Here is a 19,778-nt window from a genome sequence, read left to right as displayed (position 1 = left end):
GAAAAAAGCCGTACCAGAATCGGTTCCAGAACTTTAAGAACCTGACGGGTATCGACATGCTTGCAACAGCCATTGAATCGATCGAGACGATCATCGTCGATCTGCCGACCATCCGCCCGCACAAGCTGGCGATGCACACCATGCAGAACCAGACCCTGGTGATCATTCGCGTGCGCTGCGCCGACGGCATTGAAGGTATTGGCGAATCCACCACCATCGGTGGCCTGGCCTACGGCAACGAAAGCCCTGACAGCATCAAGACCAACATCGACCGACACTTCGCACCGCTGCTGCTGGGCCAGGACAGCGCCAATGTGAATGCCGCGATGTTGCGCCTGGAGCGCAGCATCCGTGGCAACACCTTTGCTAAATCAGGTATCGAAACCGCCTTGCTCGACGCTCAGGGCAAGCGCCTTGGGCTGCCGGTCAGCGAGTTGTTGGGCGGCCGCGTTCGCGATGCCCTGCCAGTGGCGTGGACCTTGGCCAGTGGTGACACCGACAAGGACATCGCCGAAGCGGAAAAAATGCTCGACCTGCGCCGCCACCGGATTTTCAAACTGAAAATCGGCGCGGGTGAGGTCAACCGCGACCTGGCCCACGTCATTGCGATCAAAAAAGCCCTGGGCGACCGCGCCAGCGTGCGGGTCGATGTCAATCAGGCCTGGGATGAAGCGGTTGCGCTGCGCGCCTGCCGGATCCTGGGAACCAACGGCATCGACCTGATCGAACAGCCGATCTCTCGCAATAACCGCGCCGGCATGGCGCGCCTGAACGCCGTGAGCCCGGTGCCGATCATGGCCGACGAATCCATCGAGTGCGTGGAAGATGCGTTCAATCTGGCCCGTGAAGGCGCGGCCTCGGTGTTTGCCTTGAAGATCGCCAAGAACGGCGGCCCGCGTGCCGTGCTGCGAACCGCTGCGATTGCCGAAGCGGCCGGTATCGGCCTGTATGGCGGCACCATGCTCGAAGGTGGCATCGGCACCCTGGCCTCGGCCCATGCCTTTGTCACGCTGAACAAACTGGCGTGGGATACCGAGCTGTTCGGCCCGCTGCTGCTGACTGAAGACATTCTCAGCGAGCCGCTGGTCTATCGCGATTTCGAGTTGCACGTGCCGAAAACACCGGGCCTGGGCCTGAGCCTCGATGAAGAACGTCTGGCGTTCTTCCGTCGTGACAAAACGTCTACTGCCATTCATCACGCCTGAGGAGAGCATTATGCTGTTCCACGTAAAAATGACCGTGAACCTGCCGGTCGACATGAATCCGCAAGCAGCCGCCAAATTGAAGGCTGACGAAAAAGCCCTGGCCCAGCGCCTGCAAGAGCAGGGCAAGTGGCGTCACCTGTGGCGCATTGCCGGGCACTATGCCAATTACAGCGTTTTTGACGTCGACAGCGTGCAGGAACTGCACGACCTGCTCATGCAATTGCCGCTGTTTCCGTACATGGCGATCGAGGTCGACGCGATGTGCCGGCATCCTTCTTCCATTCGCGAGGATGACCGCTGAACCCAGCCTGTTCAGTTCGCTACGCTAATAATTACAAGATGAGGAACCCACCAAAATGAACGTCAAGATTTCCCACACTGCCAGTGTCCAGAAGTTTCTCGAAGAGGCCAGCGGTCTGCTCAACGACGCCGGCGACCCGCGGGTCAAGGCCCTGGTCTACCGCATCCTGCGTGATTCGGTGAACATCATCGAAGACCTGGCCGTGACCCCGGAAGAGTTCTGGAAAGCCGTCAACTACCTCAACGTGCTGGGTGCGCGTCAAGAGGCCGGGTTGGTGGTGGCCGGGCTCGGTCTGGAGCATTACCTCGACCTGCTGATGGACGCCGAAGACGAGCAGGCCGGCAAGGCCGGCGGCACACCGCGGACCATCGAAGGCCCGCTGTACGTGGCGGGTGCGCCGCTGTCGGAAGGCGAAGCGCGACTGGATGACGGCGTCGATCCGGGTGTGGTGCTGTTCATGCAGGGCCAGGTCAAAAACACCGCCGGCGAACCGTTGGCCGGCGCGGTGGTGGATGTCTGGCACGCCAACACCGGCGGCACTTATTCCTACTTCGATACCACTCAATCGGAGTTCAACCTGCGTCGTCGTATCGTCACCGATGCCGAAGGTCGTTATCGCTTGCGCAGCATCGTGCCGTCGGGCTATGGCTGCCCGCCGGACGGTCCGACCCAGCAACTGCTCGATCAACTGGGCCGTCATGGTCAACGGCCGGCGCACATTCACTTCTTCATTTCCGCGCCGGATCATCGTCACCTGACCACCCAGATCAACCTCGATGGCGATCAATACCTGCACGACGATTTCGCCTATGCCACCCGTGACGAGCTGATTGCCAAAATCACCTTCAGCGACGATCCACAGCGCGCAGCGGCCCATGGCGTCAGCGGTCGCTTTGCCGAAATCGACTTCGATTTCACCTTGCAGACCTCCGCGCAACCCGACGAGCAGCAACGCCACGAGCGGGTCCGCGCACTCGAGGACTGATCGCGGGATGTGAGCGAACCCGATCTTGTGGGAGCGGGCTTGCTCGCGAAGGGGCCATCAGCTTCAGCATCAACGCTGACTGACACACCGCCTTCGCGAGCAAGCCCGCTCCCACACGGGTTTCGGTTAACCGACTGGCAGCACGTCGGCCTACTGACACACCGTTGCGCGCACTGTTCTAGAATGGCCCGACGCAACCTATAACAACAATGAGAGTGACCCGATGATGCAAGCGCAACTGTTGAGTCAGCGCAGCACCGTATTCGACCACGCCGACCCTTACGCGGTGTCGGGGTACGTCAATCAGCATGTCGGTAACCATTGCATTCTGATGCCCCGGGCCGGGCGACCGCTGGCCAGCCTCAATCATCGCAAGTTTGCCAGCCTCGACCTGTGCCGCATCAGCTATGGCGGCAGCGTACGGGTCACTTCCGGTGCGCTGGAAAGCATCTATCACCTGCAAGTGCTGCTGCGCGGCAACTGCCTGTGGCGCGGCCACGGCCAGGAACACTACTTCGCGCCCGGCGAGTTGCTGCTGATCAATCCCGACGATCCGGTGGACCTGACGTATTCCGACGATTGCGAAAAATTCATTCTGAAAGTCCCCACCTCGTTGCTGGAATCCGTGTGCGATGAACAGCGCTGGCGCTATCCGGGGCAGGGCGTGCGGTTTCTGGAGAACCGTTATCAGCTCGATGAACTGGAAGGCTTTGTCGGTCTGCTGGCGATGATTTGCCAGGAAGCTGAGGCCACCGAGCAGATTCCCAGGGTGCAGGAGCACTACGCACAGATCATCGTCAGCAAGATGCTCAGCCTGATGAAGACCAATGTCAGCCGGATCAGTCTCGGCTCACAGACGGCCACGTTCGAGGTGATTGCCGACTACATCGCGGGCCACCTCAAACAGGACATCGACAGCGAAGAACTGGCGCGCCAGGCGCGGATGAGTCTGCGCTCGTTGTACGGATTGTTTGAACGCAACGCCGGCACCACGCCGAAAAACTACATCCGGCAAAAACGCCTTGAGCGCATCAACGCCTGCCTGAGCGACCCGACCTGCAACGTGCGCAACGTCACGGAAGTGGCGATGGATTACGGCTTCCTGCACCTGGGCCGGTTCTCCGACAGCTACCGCAAACAGTTTGGCGAACTGCCGTCGGACACCCTCAAACGCCGCCACTGAAACACCGGACCCCGTAGGAGCTGCCGCAGGCTGCGATCTTTTGATTTTGCTTTTTAAAGGCAAGATCAAAAGATCGCAGCCTGCGGCAGCTCCTACGGGGTTCTTGCATTTTGCAGTAAACGGATACGGGTCTGCACCCAGCGGATAGTCCGCCACTTCCGCCCGTCCTAGCATGGCCCTGCCTGAATAAAAACAATGGAGGCGGCGGCCATGTCCCTGCGACCCGAATACCTTCACTCCCTGCTCGAAGATGACAAAGAACAGGGCATCTATCGCTGCAAGCGCGAGATGTTCACCGACCCGCGGCTGTTCGATCTCGAGATGCAGCACATCTTCGAAGGCAACTGGCTGTACCTGGCCCACGAAAGCCAGATCCCCAACAAAAACGACTTCTACACCACCACCATGGGGCGCCACTCGATCTTCATCGCGCGCAACAAGGACGGTGAGCTCAATGCGTTCCTCAACGCCTGCAGCCATCGTGGCGCGACGCTGTGCCGGCACAAGTCCGGGAACAAAAGCTCGTACACCTGCCCCTTCCACGGCTGGACCTTCAACAACTCCGGCAAGCTGCTCAAGGTCAAGGACCCGGCCGAAGCGGGCTACCCGGCGAGCTTCAACTGCGAAGGCTCCCACGACCTGACCAAGGTTGCGCGTTTCGAGTCCTATCGCGGCTTCCTGTTTGGCAGCCTCAAGGCTGATGTCGTGCCGTTGGTTGAACACCTGGGCGAGTCGGCAAAGATCATCGACATGATCGTCGACCAGTCCGCCGATGGCCTGGAAGTGTTGCGCGGTTCCTCCAGCTACATCTACGAAGGAAACTGGAAGCTCACCGCCGAAAACGGCGCCGACGGCTATCACGTCAGCTCCGTGCACTGGAACTATGCGGCCACCCAGAACCAGCGCAAGCAGCGCGAGGCCGGCGATTGCAACCCGACCATGAGTGCCGGCAGTTGGGCCAAGCAGGGCGGTGGTTTCTACTCCTTCGACAAGGGCCACATGTTGCTCTGGACCCGTTGGGCCAACCCTGAAGATCGCCCGTTGTACGAGCGTCGCGACGAACTGGCCCAGGACTTCGGCAAGGCCCGCGCCGACTGGATGATCGAGAACTCGCGCAACCTGTGCCTGTACCCGAACGTGTACCTGATGGACCAGTTCAGTTCGCAGATCCGTATCGCCCGGCCGATCTCGGTCGACCGCACGGAAATCACCATTTACTGCATCGCTCCCAAAGGCGAAAGCGACCACGCCCGTTCGAGCCGGATTCGTCAGTACGAAGACTTCTTCAACGTCAGCGGCATGGCTACCCCGGATGATCTGGAAGAATTCCGTTCCTGCCAGACCAGTTATCAGGGCAGCGTGACCGCCTGGAACGACATGTCCCGTGGCGCCGAACACTGGATCGAAGGCGCCGATGAGGCGGCCAAGGAAATCGACCTGCATCCGCTGCTCAGCGGCGTGCGCACCGAAGACGAAGGCCTGTTCGTGCTGCAACACAAGTATTGGCAGCAGACCATGCTCAAGGCCTTGGCCGCCGAGCAGTCCGAACTGATTCCTGTGGAGGCCGTGCAATGACCATCACCTATGACACCGTGCGCGACTTTCTCTACCGCGAAGCGCGCTATCTCGATGACCGGCAATGGGACGAATGGCTGGAGTTGTACGCCCCGGACGCGACGTTCTGGATGCCGTCCTGGGACGACAACGACGAGTTGACCGAAGACCCGCAGCGGGAAATCTCGCTGATCTGGTACGGCAACCGCACTGGCCTGGAAGACCGCGTCTTCCGCATCAAGACCGAACGCTCCAGTGCGAGCATTCCAGACACCCGCACCTCGCACAACATCAGCAACATCGAGCTGCTCGAGCAGGCCGACGGCTTCTGCAAAGTGCGCTTCAACTGGTACACCCTGAGCTTTCGCTACAAGACCGTCGACAGCTATTTCGGCAGCAGTTTCTACACCCTCGATGTGCGCGGTGAAAACCCGCTGATCAAGGCCAAGAAAGTGATCCTGAAGAACGACTACGTTCGCCAGGTCATCGATGTTTACCACCTGTGAGGCAGCCGTCATGACTCATTCCATTGCGTTCAATTTTGAAGACGGCGTCACCCGGTTCATCGACGCCAACGCCGGAGAAACCGTGGCCGATGCCGCGTATCGCCAGGGCATCAATATTCCACTGGACTGCCGCGACGGCGCTTGCGGCACCTGCAAATGCTTCGCCGAGGCCGGCCGTTATGATTTGGGCGAGGAGTACATCGAAGATGCGCTCAGCGCGGAAGAAGCCGAGCAAGGTTTTGTCCTGACCTGCCAGATGCGCGCCCAGAGCGATTGCGTGGTGCGCGTGCCGACCTCATCCGAGGTATGCCGCACCCGTCAGGCCAGTTATGACGCCACCATCAGTGCCGTGCGCCAGTTGTCCGACAGCACTATCGCGCTGTCGATCAAAGGCGAAGCCCTGAGCAAACTGGCGTTCCTGCCGGGGCAATACGTGAACCTCGGGATTCCCGGCAGCGAGCAGACCCGCGCCTATTCGTTCAGCTCGTTGCAGCGCGACGGCGAGGTCAGTTTCCTGATCCGCAACGTGCCCGGCGGCTTGATGAGCAGCTTCCTCACCGGCATGGCCAAGGCCGGCGACAGCATGAGCCTGGCCGGGCCGTTGGGCAGCTTCTATCTGCGCGACATTCGCCGTCCGTTGTTGCTGCTGGCCGGTGGTACGGGACTGGCACCGTTCACGGCGATGCTGGAAAAAATCGCCGAGCAGGGCAGTGAGCATCCGCTGCATTTGATCTACGGCGTGACCAACGATTTCGATCTGGTGGAGATGGATCGACTCGAAGCCTTCGCCGCACGAATCCCGAACTTCAGCTTCAGTGCCTGCGTGGCCAACCCGGACAGTCAGCACCCGCTCAAGGGCTACGTGACCCAACACATCGAACCGCAGCATTTGAACGAAGGCGACGTCGATGTCTACCTGTGCGGCCCGCCGCCGATGGTCGAGGCGGTCAGCCAGTTCATTCGTGAAAAAGGCATCGCGCCGACAAACTTTTACTACGAGAAATTTGCCGCCAGCGCGGCGTAAGAATTCTCTGCGGCATTGTCCCTGTAGGAGCTGTCGAGTGAAACGAGGCTGCGATCTTTATAAGGGCGACATCAAAAGATCGCAGCCTCGTTTCACTCGACAGCTCCTACGGAGGGGTTGGCGCAAACACGAGGTATGTATGAACAGATTCCACGAAAAAGTCGCGCTGATCACCGGCGCCGCCCAAGGCATCGGTCGGCGCGTTGCCGAGCGCATGGCGGCGGAAGGGGCGCGGTTGATTCTGGTCGATCGCTCCGAGTTGGTGTTCGAGGTTCAGCAGCAATTGGGGCAGGGCAGCCAGGTGCTGGCGCTGACCGCAGATCTTGAGCAATACAGCGAATGCAGCCGCGTGATGCAAATCGCCGTCGAGCGTTTCGGGCGTCTGGATGTGCTGGTCAATAATGTAGGCGGGACGATCTGGACCAAGCCTTTTGAGCATTACGAAGCGTCGCAGATCGAGGCCGAAGTGCGCCGTTCGCTGTTCCCGACGCTGTGGTGCTGTCATGCCGCGCTGCCGTTCATGTTTGAGCAGGGGAGTGGCGCTATCGTCAACGTTTCGTCCATCGCCACGCGCAGTGTCAATCGCGTGCCGTATGGTGCGGCGAAGGGTGGGGTCAACGCGCTGACCGCTTGCCTGGCCTTCGAAACCGCCGGTCGCGGGATTCGGGTCAATGCCACCGCACCCGGTGGCACCGAAGCGCCGCCGCGGGTGATTCCGCGCAACAGCGCCGATCAGAGCGAGCAGGAGAAGGTCTGGTATCAGCAGATTGTCGACCAGACGCTCGACAGCAGTTTGATGAAGCGCTATGGCACGCTGGATGAACAGACAAGCGCTATTCTGTTTCTGGCCAGCGACGAAGCGTCCTATATCACCGGCATGATCATGCCGGTCGGTGGCGGCGACCTGGGCTGACGCGACTGGCCAACAACCCATCCTCAATCGGAGTCATCGTGATGAGCGACAAACCCACGATCGTGCTGGTCCATGGTTTTTGGGGCGGAGCTGCCCACTGGAACAAAGTCATCGCGGGTGATGGGCATCACCCAGAAAGCGCCACTGGCCAGCACCTTCGGCGACACCATTACCACGGTGGCGTGGAAGAAGAAGCCGTCGTGGTATCAGGTTTCCACAGATGACAGGATGATCGCACCACAAAATCAGCAGTGGATGGCGGAGCGGCTGAACGCCAGGGAGATCCTGGCCCTGAACGCCAGCCATGCGTCCCTGGCGTCGATGCCGGTCGAGATTGCAGCGTTCATCGATAAGGCCGCGACGGCGTTGGCCGCAGGATAGAGAGCCTTACAGGCGACGCTGAAACGCTTTGATGATTCTGAGCGTGGCGTCGCTTGTGTTCAGGTTCTGTACCGCGTCCAGCGGATACCAGATGCAATCGAAAATTTCGTTTTGCGGGCGGGCCTCGCCCGGGTTCGTCACAAAGGCCTCGTACACATGGTGTCGGGTGCTGGCCGTTTGCATCTCCATCAGGTACAGCATCCCGTCGACTCCAAGCCCTGTCTCTTCCTGAAGCTCTCGCGTGGCGGCGTCGGCAATGGCTTCACCGCGCTCAACCTTTCCGCCGGGTAGCATCCAGCGACTCCTTGGCTTGCGCACCAGGAGAATGTGCCGGTCCTGCTCGCAAATGACGGTCGCGCGTACTTTCATGTGTTACCTGATTGCCGTTTGTCATAAATCAGTCATAAAAATGCAATATTCGAGCCGGGGTGTCTGTCTCAATGGTTGGAGTGATGGACGAAGTTGAAAGTGCATCCGGATGTCGGAATCCTGGCGCGACGTCTGGTCGGCACTTCATGGAAGGTCGGGTGTAAGGTATTCAAGTGAATCCAGGATCATCACTGCCGAAATGGAGGTGACTATGAGCGTTCCAATGCTGACCAAAATGCACATGAACGGTTATGACGTACTCAGCGTGAACAACGGCCCATGGCGAGTGTGCACCAAAGGTGACCGGCTTGGAGCCTTTGGCAGTAGAGAGGAAGCACTGGCCTTTGCGGCCGCTCTTCCCGGCTACAAGGCCAAAGCAAGTCGGCCTGCACGCAGCCAGAAATCAGATAAATAGCGCACTTGCAGCCCCGGTTCGCAGGGGCTTTTCTTCGCTGGGCGCTGAGGTCCCGGGCTAATAACCGCCGCCGGTGCTGCGGGAAGGCTCTCGGGCTTTTTGTTGCGCGTGGCTCCATTCCGCGCAAGTCATGAAGCTTGTATGGTCGACCTTGCCCCTGCCATCGAAACTGACGTTGTACGTCTGCTGATGGCCGGCGTGCGTCAGCTTGTAGTCAAAGCAAGTGCCAGGCTCGACGGTGCGATCCGTTATCGATAAAGGCTGGCCGCCAATCTGCTGGACTTGATCCTTGCTCATGCCGGTCTCGACCTTTGCAACCAACGGCTGATCCCGATAGACACGCGATTCGGTGCTGCAGCCACCCGACGCTGCCAGTACAACGACCAGCGCGCATAGAGGCTTGTGCATGGCAGTGCTCCTGCTAATGAGCTTTCGTTCGAGTGATCACCTTGGCTTTCACTTCCTCGGCATAACCCTTCAGTCGTTCTTCATCTCCCTGAAATAACTCGCACAGTTTTAGGGTTGCTTGCGCATCCACATCATTGCCGGCCAGGCGTAGCTGCTCTGCGATGCGCAAAAGCTCTACCGCTGACCATCTCAAATCCGACGCAACGCTTTGCAGGTTACGCCGAAGTTCGTTTTCAGATTCGTTAAGCCACATGATGACCTCCTGCCAATCCCCGCTACGAAATTTTAGTCCCATTTCACGGGTCAGGGCGTTTTGTTCGTCTGGGCCGTGGGTGCAGCCTTTTGTCGGGAAAATGAACGCGAACCCGCAGTTCTGATGTCGTAGTGAGGTAGTGAATTTTTGCTAGGGCGAGGCAACTTCAAATGACGGCTACCGATGATTTTAGATTTCATGCCCATGAGCTGATGGTTGATCTGGACGCGGCCACCACGGAAATGATGAAACTGATTTCTGCGCATCAGTTGAGCGGCCCGGAATGGGAACGGGTTACTCAATGGCAGCATGAAGCGTATGAAAGGTGGATGACTTATCTGAACGAGAGGTCGTATCCGGATCCCGGGGATCACAACGTCCCGTGCTGAGTTCTGTGTAACGGATGGATGTCCGGGCAGCGACGCGCTACATTTCCTTTTTTCGGGATAAGGACGCGTCATGCGCAATTTGATTGGGGGAGTAGGGTTGGCGTTGCTGGCGGGCTGTTCGTTGCCCGCGTCCCTGGTGCCAGGTGAGCCCAATCTCAGCAAGTACAGCAACAAGACGCCAAAAGACTATGCCGCGTGCGTTCTTCCGGCGTGGCAGCGGGAGATACCCAGCACGACCCAATCGGCGATTTCCAATGGCTACAGGGTCACGGCGCCGAGCATCATCACGGCCGACGAGATCGTGGATATCGTGAAATCGAAGGATGGCAGCCACGTATCGCTTTATCAGGGGCCGCCCTGGGCGAAATCCGGGGCGTTGCGTCAGGCAGTGCGTGATTGTCTGTAAGGTCTAGTCGGTGATATCGGTCACCTGGATGATCGGGTCGTCGCTTGCCTGAGCGCTCGCACCGATTTTCTTTTCCCGACGATCGTTCATCCAGTTGTCCACCTCAGCATTGAATTGCGCCGGCGCTTTTCGTCCAACCTTCCTGGCGAGATCAAGAATGGTCTGCTGGGCGAGGGCGTCTTCCATGCGTTTCTGCGCGGTCATCATGGCGGCATGCACCGAGCACTGACCCGCCAGCGCCCACGCCGGCGCGGAACCTTCGAACAAGGCGCAACGCCCCCGAATCTCTCGGCAATCGAAGATGAGCTTCTGGCCGTCGATGGCATTGACGATATCCAGAAGGCTGATTTCGTCAGAAGGCCGGGCCAGCTTGAACCCGCCGCGCACGCCTTCTGTGGCGACCACCAGTTTTGCCTTGGCAAGTTTGGTGAAAATTTTTGCCAGATAGTCCTGTGGTACGCCTTGCAGCTCAGCAAGGTCACGCACGCTCGCTTCACGGGTGTCGCCGCCATTGCCCACCAAAAAAATCAGGCAATGAATGCCGTACTCAACGCCTGCGCTGTAAAGAGACATATCAATCTCCGACTAAAGGTGTCGTAAATGTTAACAGCGGAAAGCGAGCCGAGCAACGCATCCGGTCGCGTATTCACTGCTCGTTGTGCGGCAGAGTTGGCTGTTTATAGCCTTTTCTGGACAAATCAAACTTTTCGATACTAACCATCAGTAATTTCGTTTTGTTCCAAGTAACTAGGATCAATATAGTCGCCGTTATCCGGTCAGCAGTGGTAAGCAGTCGCTACCGAAGAGCGTGACCTTTAACGAATTCATCACTTGGTCTTCTCCTCGGAGTTAAAAATGAAACAGCACATTCTGGTTATCGGCGCAGGTTTCGGTGGCATGTGGACGGCTTTGAGTGCCACGCGTCTGTTCGACATTCATGGTCACAACGACGTTGAAGTGACCGTTCTGGCCCCTCAGGCCGAGCTGCGAGTCCGTCCGCGCTTCTACGAACCGAATGCTCACCAACTGGCCGCACCGATCGGCGAACTGTTCGATGCGGTCGGCGTCAACTTCATCAAGGGCTCTGCCGAAACCATCGACGTTGAGCAAAAACGTGTCGGCTACCTCGATGCATCTGGCAACCAGCAAGTGTGCAGCTACGACAAACTCGTTCTGGCGACCGGCAGCCGCCTGGCATTGCCGAACACGCCAGGTGTGGCAGAACACGCCTTCGACGTGGACCAGATCGAACAGGCCGTACGCCTGGAAAATCACCTCAAGTCCCTGGTGAACCTGCCAGAAAGCCAAGCTCGCAACACCGTAGTGGTGGCCGGCGGTGGCTTCACCGGGATTGAAACCGCGACTGAAATGCCTGCGCGGCTGCGTGCCATCCTGGGTGATCGCGCCGACATCGAAGTGATCATCGTTGATCGTGGCGAGAAAGTTGGCGGGTCCATGGGCGCCGAGATCGCCAAGTCGATCGCTGAAGCCAGTATTGAAACGGGCGTGAAATGGCGCATGAAATCGTCGGTCGTCGCCGTCGATGAAAACGGTGTGACGCTGGCCGATGGTCAGCGCATCGATGCCAAAACCGTCGTCTGGACCACCGGTGTACGCGCCAGCTCGCTGACCGAGCAGATTCCGGCCGAACGCGATCACCTGGGCCGTCTGCACGTCGACGCGCACTTGAAAGTCATTGGCCAGGAAGACATCTTCGCCACCGGCGACGTGGCTTACGCCGCCACCGATGACATCGGCAACTTCGCACTGATGACCTGCCAGCACGCTATCGTATTGGGTCGCCATGCCGGCAATAACGTTGCTGCGCAGATTCTGGGTGTGGATCCGACTCCGTATAGCCAGCCTAAATACGTGACCTGTCTGGATTTGGGAGCTTGGGGTGCGGTTTACACTGAAGGTTGGGATCGCCAGGTCAAGCTGGTCAAACAGGAAGGCAAGTCGCTCAAGACGCAAATCAACACCCAGTGGATCTACCCTCCGGTGGCCAATCGCGAAACTGCATGGGCAGCGGCGGATCCGTTGATTCCGATTGCCTAAAAAGTCGTTAGCGTTATCTCGATAACGCTGCCAGCTTAGAAAAAATCCCGCCCGGGTTCTCTTGGGCGGGATTTTTTGTGCGTCTTGAACGGTTGCGGTCGTGAAATTTAACGTGTACTTTTTCATGAAAATATAAGTATAAAAATTCACGAGGCCTGCATGTTTCAGCAATCTACCCAGCACGTCGCCAGCTATTACGCCCACACCTGTGCCGATCGTCTGTTCGATCGAGCCGCGTTGGAGGGCGAGCAGGACACTGAAGTGTTGATCATCGGGGCCGGCTTCAGTGGATTGCATACGGCGTTGCGTCTGGCACTCGCCGGCAAGCGCGTAACGTTGCTGGAAGCCAGTCGGGTGGCCTGGGCCGCCTCGGGGCGCAATGGCGGTCAGGCCATTCTCGGTTGGTCGTGTGACATGCCGCCGTTGGAGGCAGCGCTGGGTTATGAGCGCGCGCGCCGGTTATGGGACAGCATGCGCTGGGCTGCACGGAAGTTGCGAGATTTGCCCGCGCGCCATGGTTTCGATTGTGACTATCGGCCTGGTCACCTCTGGACGTCGGTGATGCCGCGTCGGGTGAGTCTGCTGACAGAATGGCAACACGAGGCCAGCCACAAGTGGGGCCACGATGGTTTGCAGTTCATTTCGCGCGAGGCATTACCTGATTGGGTCGCCAGTGAGCGTTACCAGGCAGGTCTGTTCGATCCTGAAGGCGGGCATTTGAATCCGCTGAAATTGGCGCTCGGCCTGGCCGCTGCGATTGAACAGGCCGGTGGACGTATTCATGAACAGAGCAAGGCGTTGAGTTATCACGAAGAAGGCGATCGTTACGTGGTCACCACTGAGCGCGGTAGCATTCGCGCCGACGTGCTGGTGCTGGCGTGCAACGCCTACCTTGATCGGCTTGATCCGAAACTGTCGAGTTGCGTGTTGCCGGTGGGCACTTACCAGGTGGCCACCGCGCCACTTTCAGAGCAACAGGCGACCGCGTTGCTACCCAGCAATGTATGCGTCACCGACAACCAGTTTGTTCTCGATTATTTCCGCCGTACGCCGGACAACCGTCTTCTGTTCGGCGGTGGTTGCACCTATTTGGGCGGCATGCCGAAGGACATCGCCGCTGCGACTCGGCCCTATCTGGAACGCGTGTTTCCTCAGCTCAAGGGCGTCGAACTGGACTTTGCCTGGGGAGGACACATCGATCTGACCCTCAAGCGCACGCCTGACATCGGTCGACGTGGCGATCTCTACTGGCTACAGGGTTACTCCGGGCATGGCGTGCTGCCGACTTTGGCCGGGGCGCGTGCCGTGTCCGACGCGATACTTGGCCAGCCGGATGAGCTGGCGTTGTATCAGGGTTTGATCAACGGCAGTTTTCCCGGTGGAAAGTATTTGGCAGCACCGATGGAAGCCATCGGCAAGGCCTGGTATCGGCTGCGCGACAGTATTTGAAGCATCAATTTCGGGAAGCTTTTAGATGGACATGCAAGAAGAAATCTCGGCGCTGGCGATCCTGATCCAGGACCTGCGCAAACACAAAAAGTACACGCTGAAAGACCTGGCGGACAAAATCGGTCGTTCGGTCGGCTTTCTCTCGCAAGTCGAGCGGGGGCTGTCACGTCCCACGGTGGCGGACTTGACCGCCATCAGCGAAACACTCGGCGTGCCGACCACTTATTTCTACAGCTTGCCCAAGCCCATGGCATTGCCTTGGGTGACCCGCCCGGATGAGCGACGCACGCTGTATTACGCCGACGGGATTACCGACATCCTCGTCTCTCCGAAGATGAGGGCGTCCTTTTCAATGCTTGAAAGCCAACTGGAGCCCGGCGCCAGCAGTGGCGATCGGCACATGAACGACAGCTCGGAGCAGGGTGGCTATGTCCTCGAGGGGGAACTGACGTTGTGGCTGGATGACGATAAGCCGGTGACATTACGCCCCGGCGACAGTTTTCAGCTGGCCAGTCATACGCATTGTCGCTACGGCAACCTCTCGGATCAGCTCGCCCGGGTGCTTTGGGTTTACACCTGATAAAAACAACAAGGAACACTAACGATGGATGCTGTCTGCTCTGATCTGGTTGCTGAGGTTCGCGCGTTTCGTCAGCGCTTCCCGCAGGTGCGTTACGTTGACCTGATTTCCCTGGATATCCCCGGGCATTTTTACGGTAAGCGCTACCCGATAGAAATGCTCGAGAAGGTCGCCGCAGGCACCGCGCTCAAGCTACCGCAAAACTGTGTGTTGCTGGGCACGCAGGGAGGTCTGTTCAAAATCGGCGACTACTGTTTCAACGACGGCGACCCGGATGCTCCACGCCGCCTGGTGCCCGGTACGCTCAAGCCCGTGAGCTGGGAAAAACAACTGCTGGGGCAAATGCTGATTACCTCAAGCGGTACTGAAAAGCCTATCGTCTTCGAGCCGCGCGAAGTGTTGGCGCAGGTGCTCGAGCGCCTCGGCCGAAAAGGGATTTTCCCTGTGGTCGCGTTCGAACTGGAGTTCTATCTGTTTGATCGCCAATTACGTGACGGCTTGCCACAGTTCCCTCGCGATCAGCTGACGGACGATGCCGATGATCAGCCGAATATGCACATCGAACGGCTGTCGAGATTTTCACCGGTACTCGATGACATGGTCGAGACGGCGCGGGCGCAAGGCATCGATGCCACGGTGATCACTGCGGAGCTGGGCCCGGGCCAGTTCGAGATCAATTTCGGTCACCTTGACGACGGCCTGCGTGCGGCCGACTGGGCGGCCCTGTTCTGCCGCAGCACACGGGGGGTGGCCCTCAAGCACAACCACCGCGCCAGCTTCATGGCAAAACCCTACTTGCAGCACCCCGGTAGCGGCATGCATGTGCATGTGAGCCTTTACGACGAGGCGGGAACCAACCTGTTGGCGGCTAACGATCAGCAGGCGCTGCGCCATGCGGTGGCCGGTTGCCTTGAAGTGTTGCCGCATTGCATGCCGATCTTTGCACCGAATCACAACGCAATGCGTCGCTTGAGCGGCACGGTGAATGTCGCGACGCGCGCCAGTTGGGGCTTTGAAGATCGTGACGCCTGCCTGCGGGTACCTGAGTCGGACGCAAAAAATCTGCGCATTGAACATCGCCTGGCGGGCGCGGATGCCAATCCTTATCTTGTGTTGGCCGCGATTCTGGTCGGGCTGGAGCAAGGGCTGGAAGTGGGTCGTGAACCGATTGCATCTCTCAACGAAGATCGTGGCAGCGGAATCGACTTCCCGTTGGAGATGCTGGAGGCCGTGCGTTCGATGCAAAACAACGCGCAGATGCGCGAGGGTTTGGGGGCGGAGTTTGTAGATGTCTACTGCGAAAACAAGCGCCAGGACCATTTGGCGTTCCTGCAGGACATCAGTGCGCGGGAGTATCGCTGGTACCTCTAAATCAGTCCTTGTCGACGCTCGACCATAAAAAATGTGTGGATATTTAATGAGTTAGACGTTTTAGTAACTGAATAGTGAATCAAAATATATTGTTACAGGCAGAAATATTAAGTAATATTCGCCCCGCGTTCACCACCACGGTTTATGCATTTTGAGTCCCAGGCGTCCATCAGCTGCCTGGGATTTTTTTTGCCTGAAATTCGGCATTTGCTCAATTTCAGTGGACCGCTGAGGATCTCGGAACAGGCATGCGCTCAAACCTGGAAACCGCTTTGATCCAGAAACGCCGATAAGCTGTTTTGTCCGGGGCCAACGGTTTGTGGCTGGACCATACATGCTCGGCTTTCAAGCTGGCGCGATACGCCTCCCACTCCTTCTCCTCGGCGACTTCCTTAGCCCTGCGTTCATCATCGAAATAGCCCAGTACATACACTTCGCCCTGATCGATGCCGTGCTCGATCAGTAGATAGATATCTTTCATCAGCTTTAACCCGCTGCTACACATTCCAGGATCCCCAGACGATGGGGCATTGTCCTGACTATCGGCAAGCATTTTCGATAGTTGAGTTTTATCGATGAATGGCAAGGCACAGCACCGGCCTTGACCGGCGCTGTGTCTTTGAGTGATCTACGGCAGCGCTTGACCCACCATCAGCGCACGCTTGGCGAATCTCATCAGCCAGTAGTAACTCAGGGCGGGCACCAGCAGCCCGACGATCCAGGCCAGGTCTACGCCATCCAGGGCGTTGGCCACCGGACCGACAAACAACGTGGTGTTCATGAAGGGGATTTCCAGGGCGATCGCCAGCACGAAACTGCCGCAAGCGATCCAGTTGATACGCCCGTAGATCCCGTCCTTGTCGAAGATGTCATCGATCCGGTACTGCCCTTTGCGCAGGCAGTAGTAATCCACCAGATTGATCGCTGTCCAAGGGATCAGGAAATAGCTCATGAAGAAAATGAAGTTGAGGAAAAAGTTGATGAAGTCATCCTGACTGATGGTGCACAAGGCCGTGGCCACCAGGCTGATCACCAGCATGAACAGGCCACGTACACGAGGTGTCACCTTGAGCCGGGCAAAGGGTTCGATCACGGTAATGGTCGACATAAAGGCGCCGTACAGGTTGAACACATTGATCGACACCTGGCCATAGACGATGAAGGCAAACAGCAGCAACGCGCCGCTTCCAAACAGCCCGGCGACATGGCTGCCGACGTTGCTGGAAAAGTCGGTGATACCAACGCTGAGGATCGCCCCGAGAATCATCATCCAGGCACCGCCGCTGACCGTGCCGGCGTAGCTGTACCAGAACACTTTTGCGGTCGGCGTGCTGCTCGGCAGGTAACGCGAGTAGTCGGCCACATATGGCGCATAGGACAGTTGCCAGGTCACGGCAATGCTCACCGCCACCAGAAACTTCGACAATGAGAAACCCGTTGCCAGCCATTGTTCCGCCGGGATCGGCAGCTGCAAGGCGAGCACCGTAGCGGCGATGAACACCAACAACGAAAGCAGCGACAGCACTTTCTGCAGGCGATGGATCAGGCGATAACCGTAGAGCGCGACGACAAAGCACAACGCCCCGATCAGGTAGATGTTGCCGGTGGCCGGTAACGGGCTGACGGACTCCAATGCCTGGGCGGCGAGCAAGGTGTTGCTGACGAAAAACCCCAGGTAAATGAGCATCACGAACAGCAGCGGCAACACCGCCCCCAGCACGCCGAATTGCGCCCGGCTCTGGATCATTTGCGGGATGCCGAGTTTTGGCCCCTGGGCAGAATGGGAGGCCATGAAAATCGCCCCCAGCAGCGAACCGATGATGATCGCCAATGCGCTCCAGAATAGATTAAGCCCCATCACCACCGGTAACACGCCGGACGCGATCGTCGTGATGTTCATGTTGGCGCCGAACCAGATGAAGAACAGCGAGCCGGGTTGGCCATGGCGTTCGGTCTCAGGGATGAAATCGATGCTTCTTTTTTCGACTTGCATGGCGATTACTCCTGAGTCCGGGCGAGGTGGGTTTGCAAACGGGCGATGGTGCTTTCCAGCTCATGGGGCTGGTGGGCGAACAGGTCCGGGTGCTCGGGGATCAGACTCAGGTAGTCGCGGTTTTCCAGGGCTCGGATGCATTCGTCGCAGGTCAGGATCTCCAGGGCGTAGACCCAGTTGGCCATGATCAGCAGCGCCGAGTAGTGTCCCGCCAGCGTGGTCGTGGTGCAGGCATCGCTGACCAGCCGAATGTGATAACCCAGGGCGAAGGCATCGAACACCGTGCTGAGCACACAGACATCGGTCAACACGCCGCAGACGATCAGGGTATCGACCCCGAGCACCTTGAGTCGGGCGTCCAGGTCGGTTCGGTGGAAGGCGCTATAACGGCCCTTGTCGATAATGAGTTCATCAGGCTGCGGCGCCAGACGTTCGATGATTTCCACCTGCCGGGTGCCGGCGCGATAGCTGCTGGGGCCGCCATCGCCCGCTCGCGGTTCGCCGCGCGGCAAATCACTGCCGTCGGCCTGATTAATGTGGCGGGTATAGATAACAGGCACCCGCTGACGGCGGGCGGTCTCGAGCAGGGCGGCGGTGTTGGCCGCCACAGTGTCGAAGTGTTCCAGGACGAAACCGTCCTCCTGTTGCATGTCGATGATCAACAGCGCGTTTTTATTGTTCATAGAGCAAACCTGATCATGGGCGAAGCACAATGCACCGGACACGCTTCGCGATAACGAGACGTGGGGTGCGTGAATTCCAGTTCGGGTGGGCTCAGGGAACGAGTTGCCAGAAGCCGTTCTGCTTGGCAGTAACGCTGGCGCGCAGGCGCTTGAAATGGAGATGCGAAGCGGTCCATTCGCCGCGCAGGTAAGCCTGCTCGGCGCCGGAGGGAAGGGCGAGTGATGGGCGGCGATCATTGATCATTGGAATCGACCCTACACGTCAGTCAGCCCCCCCGGCTTCGCGTCCGAGGGGCAGGGTAGTGGACTCAGCGAAACGCTGGCACCACGTGTTTGATAAACAGCTCCAGGGATTTTTTCTTCTCCGCGTGGGGCAGGCTGTTATCGCACCAGAAGCTGAACTCGTCGACCCCCAGTTCCTGGTAATACTTGATGCGCGGGATGATTTCTTCCGGGGTGCCGATCATGGCGGTCTTGTGCAGACTCTCCAGTTTGAACTCCGGGCGCTCGGCGAACTTCTCTTCCGGGCTCGGCGCCAGGAAGCCGTTGACCGGCACTTCCTTGTTGCCGAACCAGGCATCGAACGTGCGATAGAACTTCGAGATCGCCTTGGCCCCGACTTTCCAGCCTTCCGGGTCATCCGCCGCGTGGACGTGGGTGTGACGCAGCACCATCAGTTGCGGGCGTGGCACGTCCGGGTTGTTATCCAGCGCGGCCTGAAACTTGTTCTTCAGGTCGAGGACTTCTTCGTCGCCTTTCATCAGCGGCGTGACCATGACGTTGCAGCCGTTGGCCACGGCGAAGTTGTGTGAGTCCGGGTCGCGAGCGGCGATCCACATTGGCGGATTAGGCTTCTGGATTGGCTTCGGTACGCTGGTGGACTTCGGGAATTTCCAGATATCGCCATCGTGAGCGTAATCGCCTTGCCACAGGGCGCGCACCACCGGAACCATCTCGCGCAGCGCTTGACCGCCGGAGGAGGCGGGCATGCCGCCGGCCATGCGGTCGAACTCCACCTGATAGGCGCCACGGGCCAGACCGACTTCCATGCGACCGTTACTGATCACGTCCAGCAGTGCGCATTCGCCAGCGACCCGCAACGGGTGCCAGAACGGCGCAATGATGGTGCCGGCGCCGAGGTGAATGGTGGTGGTTTTGGCAGCCAGGTAGGCCAGCAGCGGCATCGGGCTTGGCGAGATGGTGTATTCCATGGCGTGGTGTTCGCCGATCCAGACGGTGCTGAAACCGCCGGCTTCGGCCATCAGGGTCAGTTCGGTCAAGTCTTCGAACAGCTGACGGTGGCTGACGCTTTCGTCCCAACGTTCCATGTGCACGAACAGGGAAAACTTCAT

General features: G+C 58.7%; 24 protein-coding genes and 1 pseudogene. 16 read left to right on the top strand and 9 right to left on the bottom strand.

The features are described from left to right. The first annotated feature begins 56 nt into the window (after positions 1-56). The 9 genes and pseudogenes from ACMXYH_RS18850 to ACMXYH_RS18810 all read left to right on the top strand — a co-directional run. Entirely contained in the window at positions 57-1,205 is a 1,149-nt protein-coding gene (locus tag ACMXYH_RS18850; RefSeq protein WP_415764459.1) for a muconate cycloisomerase family protein, read from the top strand. Positions 1,206-1,215: 10 nt separating this feature from the next. Further along, positions 1,216-1,506 carry a muconolactone Delta-isomerase gene (gene catC / locus ACMXYH_RS18845; protein ID WP_046053497.1) on the top strand — a complete coding sequence of 97 codons (291 nt, stop codon included), beginning with the start codon at positions 1,216-1,218 and terminating at the stop codon, positions 1,504-1,506. Between the two features lie 55 nt (positions 1,507-1,561). Continuing rightward, entirely contained in the window at positions 1,562-2,491 is a 930-nt protein-coding gene (gene catA / locus ACMXYH_RS18840) for a catechol 1,2-dioxygenase (RefSeq protein WP_129443486.1), read from the top strand. A gap of 223 nt (positions 2,492-2,714) precedes the next feature. Further along, the gene (locus ACMXYH_RS18835) at positions 2,715-3,674 is read left to right on the top strand and encodes an AraC family transcriptional regulator (protein WP_415764457.1); all 960 of its coding nucleotides are present in this window, start codon (positions 2,715-2,717) and stop codon (positions 3,672-3,674) included. Positions 3,675-3,884: 210 nt separating this feature from the next. Further along, a complete protein-coding gene (gene benA, locus ACMXYH_RS18830) occupies positions 3,885-5,249 on the top strand; it encodes a benzoate 1,2-dioxygenase large subunit (RefSeq protein WP_415764456.1) in 1,365 nt (454 codons plus the stop codon). Continuing rightward, positions 5,246-5,734 carry a benzoate 1,2-dioxygenase small subunit gene (gene benB, locus ACMXYH_RS18825; RefSeq protein ID WP_415764455.1) on the top strand — a complete coding sequence of 163 codons (489 nt, stop codon included), beginning with the start codon at positions 5,246-5,248 and terminating at the stop codon, positions 5,732-5,734. Before benA ends, benB begins: the two co-directional genes overlap by 4 nt. Before the next feature lie 10 nt (positions 5,735-5,744). After that, a complete protein-coding gene (gene benC / locus ACMXYH_RS18820; RefSeq protein WP_129443492.1) occupies positions 5,745-6,758 on the top strand; it encodes a benzoate 1,2-dioxygenase electron transfer component BenC in 1,014 nt (337 codons plus the stop codon). A 139-nt stretch (positions 6,759-6,897) separates the two neighbouring features. After that, positions 6,898-7,671: a 1,6-dihydroxycyclohexa-2,4-diene-1-carboxylate dehydrogenase gene (locus ACMXYH_RS18815; RefSeq protein ID WP_415764453.1), complete on the top strand. Its 774-nt coding sequence runs from the start codon at positions 6,898-6,900 to the stop codon at positions 7,669-7,671. A gap of 117 nt (positions 7,672-7,788) precedes the next feature. Next, positions 7,789-8,052: pseudogene (locus ACMXYH_RS18810) on the top strand (alpha/beta hydrolase); the annotation flags it as partial. 6 nt (positions 8,053-8,058) lie between these two features. Here ACMXYH_RS18810 and ACMXYH_RS18805 read toward each other — a convergent pair. Then, on the bottom strand, positions 8,059-8,421 hold the full coding sequence (locus ACMXYH_RS18805; RefSeq protein WP_129443496.1) for an NUDIX hydrolase: 363 nt from the start codon (positions 8,419-8,421) through the stop codon (positions 8,059-8,061). A 211-nt stretch (positions 8,422-8,632) separates the two neighbouring features. Between ACMXYH_RS18805 and ACMXYH_RS18800 the strand changes: the two genes are divergently transcribed. Further along, positions 8,633-8,836, top strand: coding sequence for a hypothetical protein (locus ACMXYH_RS18800; RefSeq protein ID WP_008154564.1), 204 nt, complete (start codon positions 8,633-8,635; stop codon positions 8,834-8,836). 57 nt (positions 8,837-8,893) lie between these two features. Here ACMXYH_RS18800 and osmE read toward each other — a convergent pair whose 3' ends face one another. Both osmE and ACMXYH_RS18790 read right to left on the bottom strand, forming a co-directional pair. After that, complete coding sequence (osmE, locus tag ACMXYH_RS18795) at positions 8,894-9,244, bottom strand: osmotically-inducible lipoprotein OsmE (protein ID WP_415764452.1); 351 nt, start codon at positions 9,242-9,244, stop codon at positions 8,894-8,896. 13 nt (positions 9,245-9,257) lie between these two features. Beyond that, on the bottom strand, positions 9,258-9,497 hold the full coding sequence (locus ACMXYH_RS18790) for a hypothetical protein (protein ID WP_134417118.1): 240 nt from the start codon (positions 9,495-9,497) through the stop codon (positions 9,258-9,260). Between the two features lie 170 nt (positions 9,498-9,667). Between ACMXYH_RS18790 and ACMXYH_RS18785 the strand changes: the two genes are divergently transcribed. Together ACMXYH_RS18785 and ACMXYH_RS18780 are read left to right on the top strand one after the other, a co-directional pair. Further along, the gene (locus ACMXYH_RS18785; RefSeq protein WP_415764451.1) at positions 9,668-9,886 is read left to right on the top strand and encodes a hypothetical protein; all 219 of its coding nucleotides are present in this window, start codon (positions 9,668-9,670) and stop codon (positions 9,884-9,886) included. Between the two features lie 70 nt (positions 9,887-9,956). Then, positions 9,957-10,292: a hypothetical protein gene (locus ACMXYH_RS18780; RefSeq protein ID WP_129443503.1), complete on the top strand. Its 336-nt coding sequence runs from the start codon at positions 9,957-9,959 to the stop codon at positions 10,290-10,292. 3 nt (positions 10,293-10,295) lie between these two features. Here the strand turns inward: ACMXYH_RS18780 and ACMXYH_RS18775 are convergent, their stop codons facing one another. Then, positions 10,296-10,865 carry an RrF2 family transcriptional regulator gene (locus tag ACMXYH_RS18775; protein ID WP_129443505.1) on the bottom strand — a complete coding sequence of 190 codons (570 nt, stop codon included), beginning with the start codon at positions 10,863-10,865 and terminating at the stop codon, positions 10,296-10,298. Between the two features lie 282 nt (positions 10,866-11,147). On the opposite strand from ACMXYH_RS18775, the gene ACMXYH_RS18770 reads away from it, so the two are divergent. The 4 genes from ACMXYH_RS18770 (at position 11,148) to ACMXYH_RS18755 (ending at position 15,750) form a co-directional block, all read left to right on the top strand. Continuing rightward, on the top strand, positions 11,148-12,350 hold the full coding sequence (locus ACMXYH_RS18770; protein WP_415764449.1) for an NAD(P)/FAD-dependent oxidoreductase: 1,203 nt from the start codon (positions 11,148-11,150) through the stop codon (positions 12,348-12,350). Between the two features lie 159 nt (positions 12,351-12,509). Further along, positions 12,510-13,799 (top strand): NAD(P)/FAD-dependent oxidoreductase, encoded by a 1,290-nt coding sequence (locus ACMXYH_RS18765; protein WP_415764448.1) that lies wholly within the window; start codon positions 12,510-12,512, stop codon positions 13,797-13,799. Between the two features lie 25 nt (positions 13,800-13,824). Beyond that, positions 13,825-14,379, top strand: coding sequence for a helix-turn-helix domain-containing protein (locus tag ACMXYH_RS18760; protein ID WP_415764447.1), 555 nt, complete (start codon positions 13,825-13,827; stop codon positions 14,377-14,379). Positions 14,380-14,403: 24 nt separating this feature from the next. After that, positions 14,404-15,750, top strand: a complete 1,347-nt coding sequence (locus tag ACMXYH_RS18755) for a glutamine synthetase family protein (protein WP_415764446.1) — start codon at positions 14,404-14,406, stop codon at positions 15,748-15,750. A gap of 217 nt (positions 15,751-15,967) precedes the next feature. On the opposite strand, the gene ACMXYH_RS18750 is transcribed toward ACMXYH_RS18755, so the two are convergent. The 5 genes from ACMXYH_RS18750 to ACMXYH_RS18730 all read right to left on the bottom strand — a co-directional run bounded on the left by ACMXYH_RS18750 (position 15,968) and on the right by ACMXYH_RS18730 (position 19,778). Then, positions 15,968-16,231 carry a hypothetical protein gene (locus ACMXYH_RS18750; RefSeq protein ID WP_129443517.1) on the bottom strand — a complete coding sequence of 88 codons (264 nt, stop codon included), beginning with the start codon at positions 16,229-16,231 and terminating at the stop codon, positions 15,968-15,970. A gap of 147 nt (positions 16,232-16,378) precedes the next feature. Beyond that, complete coding sequence (locus ACMXYH_RS18745) at positions 16,379-17,743, bottom strand: purine-cytosine permease family protein (RefSeq protein WP_415764445.1); 1,365 nt, start codon at positions 17,741-17,743, stop codon at positions 16,379-16,381. A 5-nt stretch (positions 17,744-17,748) separates the two neighbouring features. After that, complete coding sequence (locus ACMXYH_RS18740) at positions 17,749-18,426, bottom strand: isochorismatase family cysteine hydrolase (protein ID WP_415764444.1); 678 nt, start codon at positions 18,424-18,426, stop codon at positions 17,749-17,751. 91 nt (positions 18,427-18,517) lie between these two features. Beyond that, on the bottom strand, positions 18,518-18,670 hold the full coding sequence (locus ACMXYH_RS18735) for a hypothetical protein (protein WP_166793798.1): 153 nt from the start codon (positions 18,668-18,670) through the stop codon (positions 18,518-18,520). Between the two features lie 64 nt (positions 18,671-18,734). Next, on the bottom strand, positions 18,735-19,778 hold the full coding sequence (locus ACMXYH_RS18730) for an LLM class flavin-dependent oxidoreductase (protein WP_134417112.1): 1,044 nt from the start codon (positions 19,776-19,778) through the stop codon (positions 18,735-18,737).

Source organism: Pseudomonas frigoris (assembly GCF_047758635.1).
In the GTDB taxonomy this organism is placed as follows: domain Bacteria; phylum Pseudomonadota; class Gammaproteobacteria; order Pseudomonadales; family Pseudomonadaceae; genus Aquipseudomonas; species Aquipseudomonas frigoris.
This window is presented reverse-complemented; position numbering and strand designations above follow the sequence as displayed.

Bases quoted from the DNA above. Each gene is read 5' to 3' on its own strand.
- ACMXYH_RS18850 (WP_415764459.1), top strand. From the start codon at position 57: ATGCTTGCAACAGCCATTGAATCGATCGAGACGATCATCGTCGATCTG.
- catC (WP_046053497.1), top strand. From the start codon at position 1,216: ATGCTGTTCCACGTAAAAATGACCGTGAACCTGCCGGTCGACATGAAT.
- catA (WP_129443486.1), top strand. From the start codon at position 1,562: ATGAACGTCAAGATTTCCCACACTGCCAGTGTCCAGAAGTTTCTCGAA.
- ACMXYH_RS18835 (WP_415764457.1), top strand. From the start codon at position 2,715: ATGATGCAAGCGCAACTGTTGAGTCAGCGCAGCACCGTATTCGACCAC.
- benA (WP_415764456.1), top strand. From the start codon at position 3,885: ATGTCCCTGCGACCCGAATACCTTCACTCCCTGCTCGAAGATGACAAA.
- benB (WP_415764455.1), top strand. From the start codon at position 5,246: ATGACCATCACCTATGACACCGTGCGCGACTTTCTCTACCGCGAAGCG.
- benC (WP_129443492.1), top strand. From the start codon at position 5,745: ATGACTCATTCCATTGCGTTCAATTTTGAAGACGGCGTCACCCGGTTC.
- ACMXYH_RS18815 (WP_415764453.1), top strand. From the start codon at position 6,898: ATGAACAGATTCCACGAAAAAGTCGCGCTGATCACCGGCGCCGCCCAA.
- ACMXYH_RS18805 (WP_129443496.1), bottom strand. From the start codon at position 8,421: ATGAAAGTACGCGCGACCGTCATTTGCGAGCAGGACCGGCACATTCTC.
- ACMXYH_RS18800 (WP_008154564.1), top strand. From the start codon at position 8,633: ATGAGCGTTCCAATGCTGACCAAAATGCACATGAACGGTTATGACGTA.
- osmE (WP_415764452.1), bottom strand. From the start codon at position 9,244: ATGCACAAGCCTCTATGCGCGCTGGTCGTTGTACTGGCAGCGTCGGGT.
- ACMXYH_RS18790 (WP_134417118.1), bottom strand. From the start codon at position 9,497: ATGTGGCTTAACGAATCTGAAAACGAACTTCGGCGTAACCTGCAAAGC.
- ACMXYH_RS18785 (WP_415764451.1), top strand. From the start codon at position 9,668: ATGACGGCTACCGATGATTTTAGATTTCATGCCCATGAGCTGATGGTT.
- ACMXYH_RS18780 (WP_129443503.1), top strand. From the start codon at position 9,957: ATGCGCAATTTGATTGGGGGAGTAGGGTTGGCGTTGCTGGCGGGCTGT.
- ACMXYH_RS18775 (WP_129443505.1), bottom strand. From the start codon at position 10,865: ATGTCTCTTTACAGCGCAGGCGTTGAGTACGGCATTCATTGCCTGATT.
- ACMXYH_RS18770 (WP_415764449.1), top strand. From the start codon at position 11,148: ATGAAACAGCACATTCTGGTTATCGGCGCAGGTTTCGGTGGCATGTGG.
- ACMXYH_RS18765 (WP_415764448.1), top strand. From the start codon at position 12,510: ATGTTTCAGCAATCTACCCAGCACGTCGCCAGCTATTACGCCCACACC.
- ACMXYH_RS18760 (WP_415764447.1), top strand. From the start codon at position 13,825: ATGGACATGCAAGAAGAAATCTCGGCGCTGGCGATCCTGATCCAGGAC.
- ACMXYH_RS18755 (WP_415764446.1), top strand. From the start codon at position 14,404: ATGGATGCTGTCTGCTCTGATCTGGTTGCTGAGGTTCGCGCGTTTCGT.
- ACMXYH_RS18750 (WP_129443517.1), bottom strand. From the start codon at position 16,231: ATGAAAGATATCTATCTACTGATCGAGCACGGCATCGATCAGGGCGAA.
- ACMXYH_RS18745 (WP_415764445.1), bottom strand. From the start codon at position 17,743: ATGCAAGTCGAAAAAAGAAGCATCGATTTCATCCCTGAGACCGAACGC.
- ACMXYH_RS18740 (WP_415764444.1), bottom strand. From the start codon at position 18,426: ATGAACAATAAAAACGCGCTGTTGATCATCGACATGCAACAGGAGGAC.
- ACMXYH_RS18735 (WP_166793798.1), bottom strand. From the start codon at position 18,670: ATGATCAATGATCGCCGCCCATCACTCGCCCTTCCCTCCGGCGCCGAG.
- ACMXYH_RS18730 (WP_134417112.1), bottom strand. From the start codon at position 19,778: ATGAAGTTTTCCCTGTTCGTGCACATGGAACGTTGGGACGAAAGCGTC.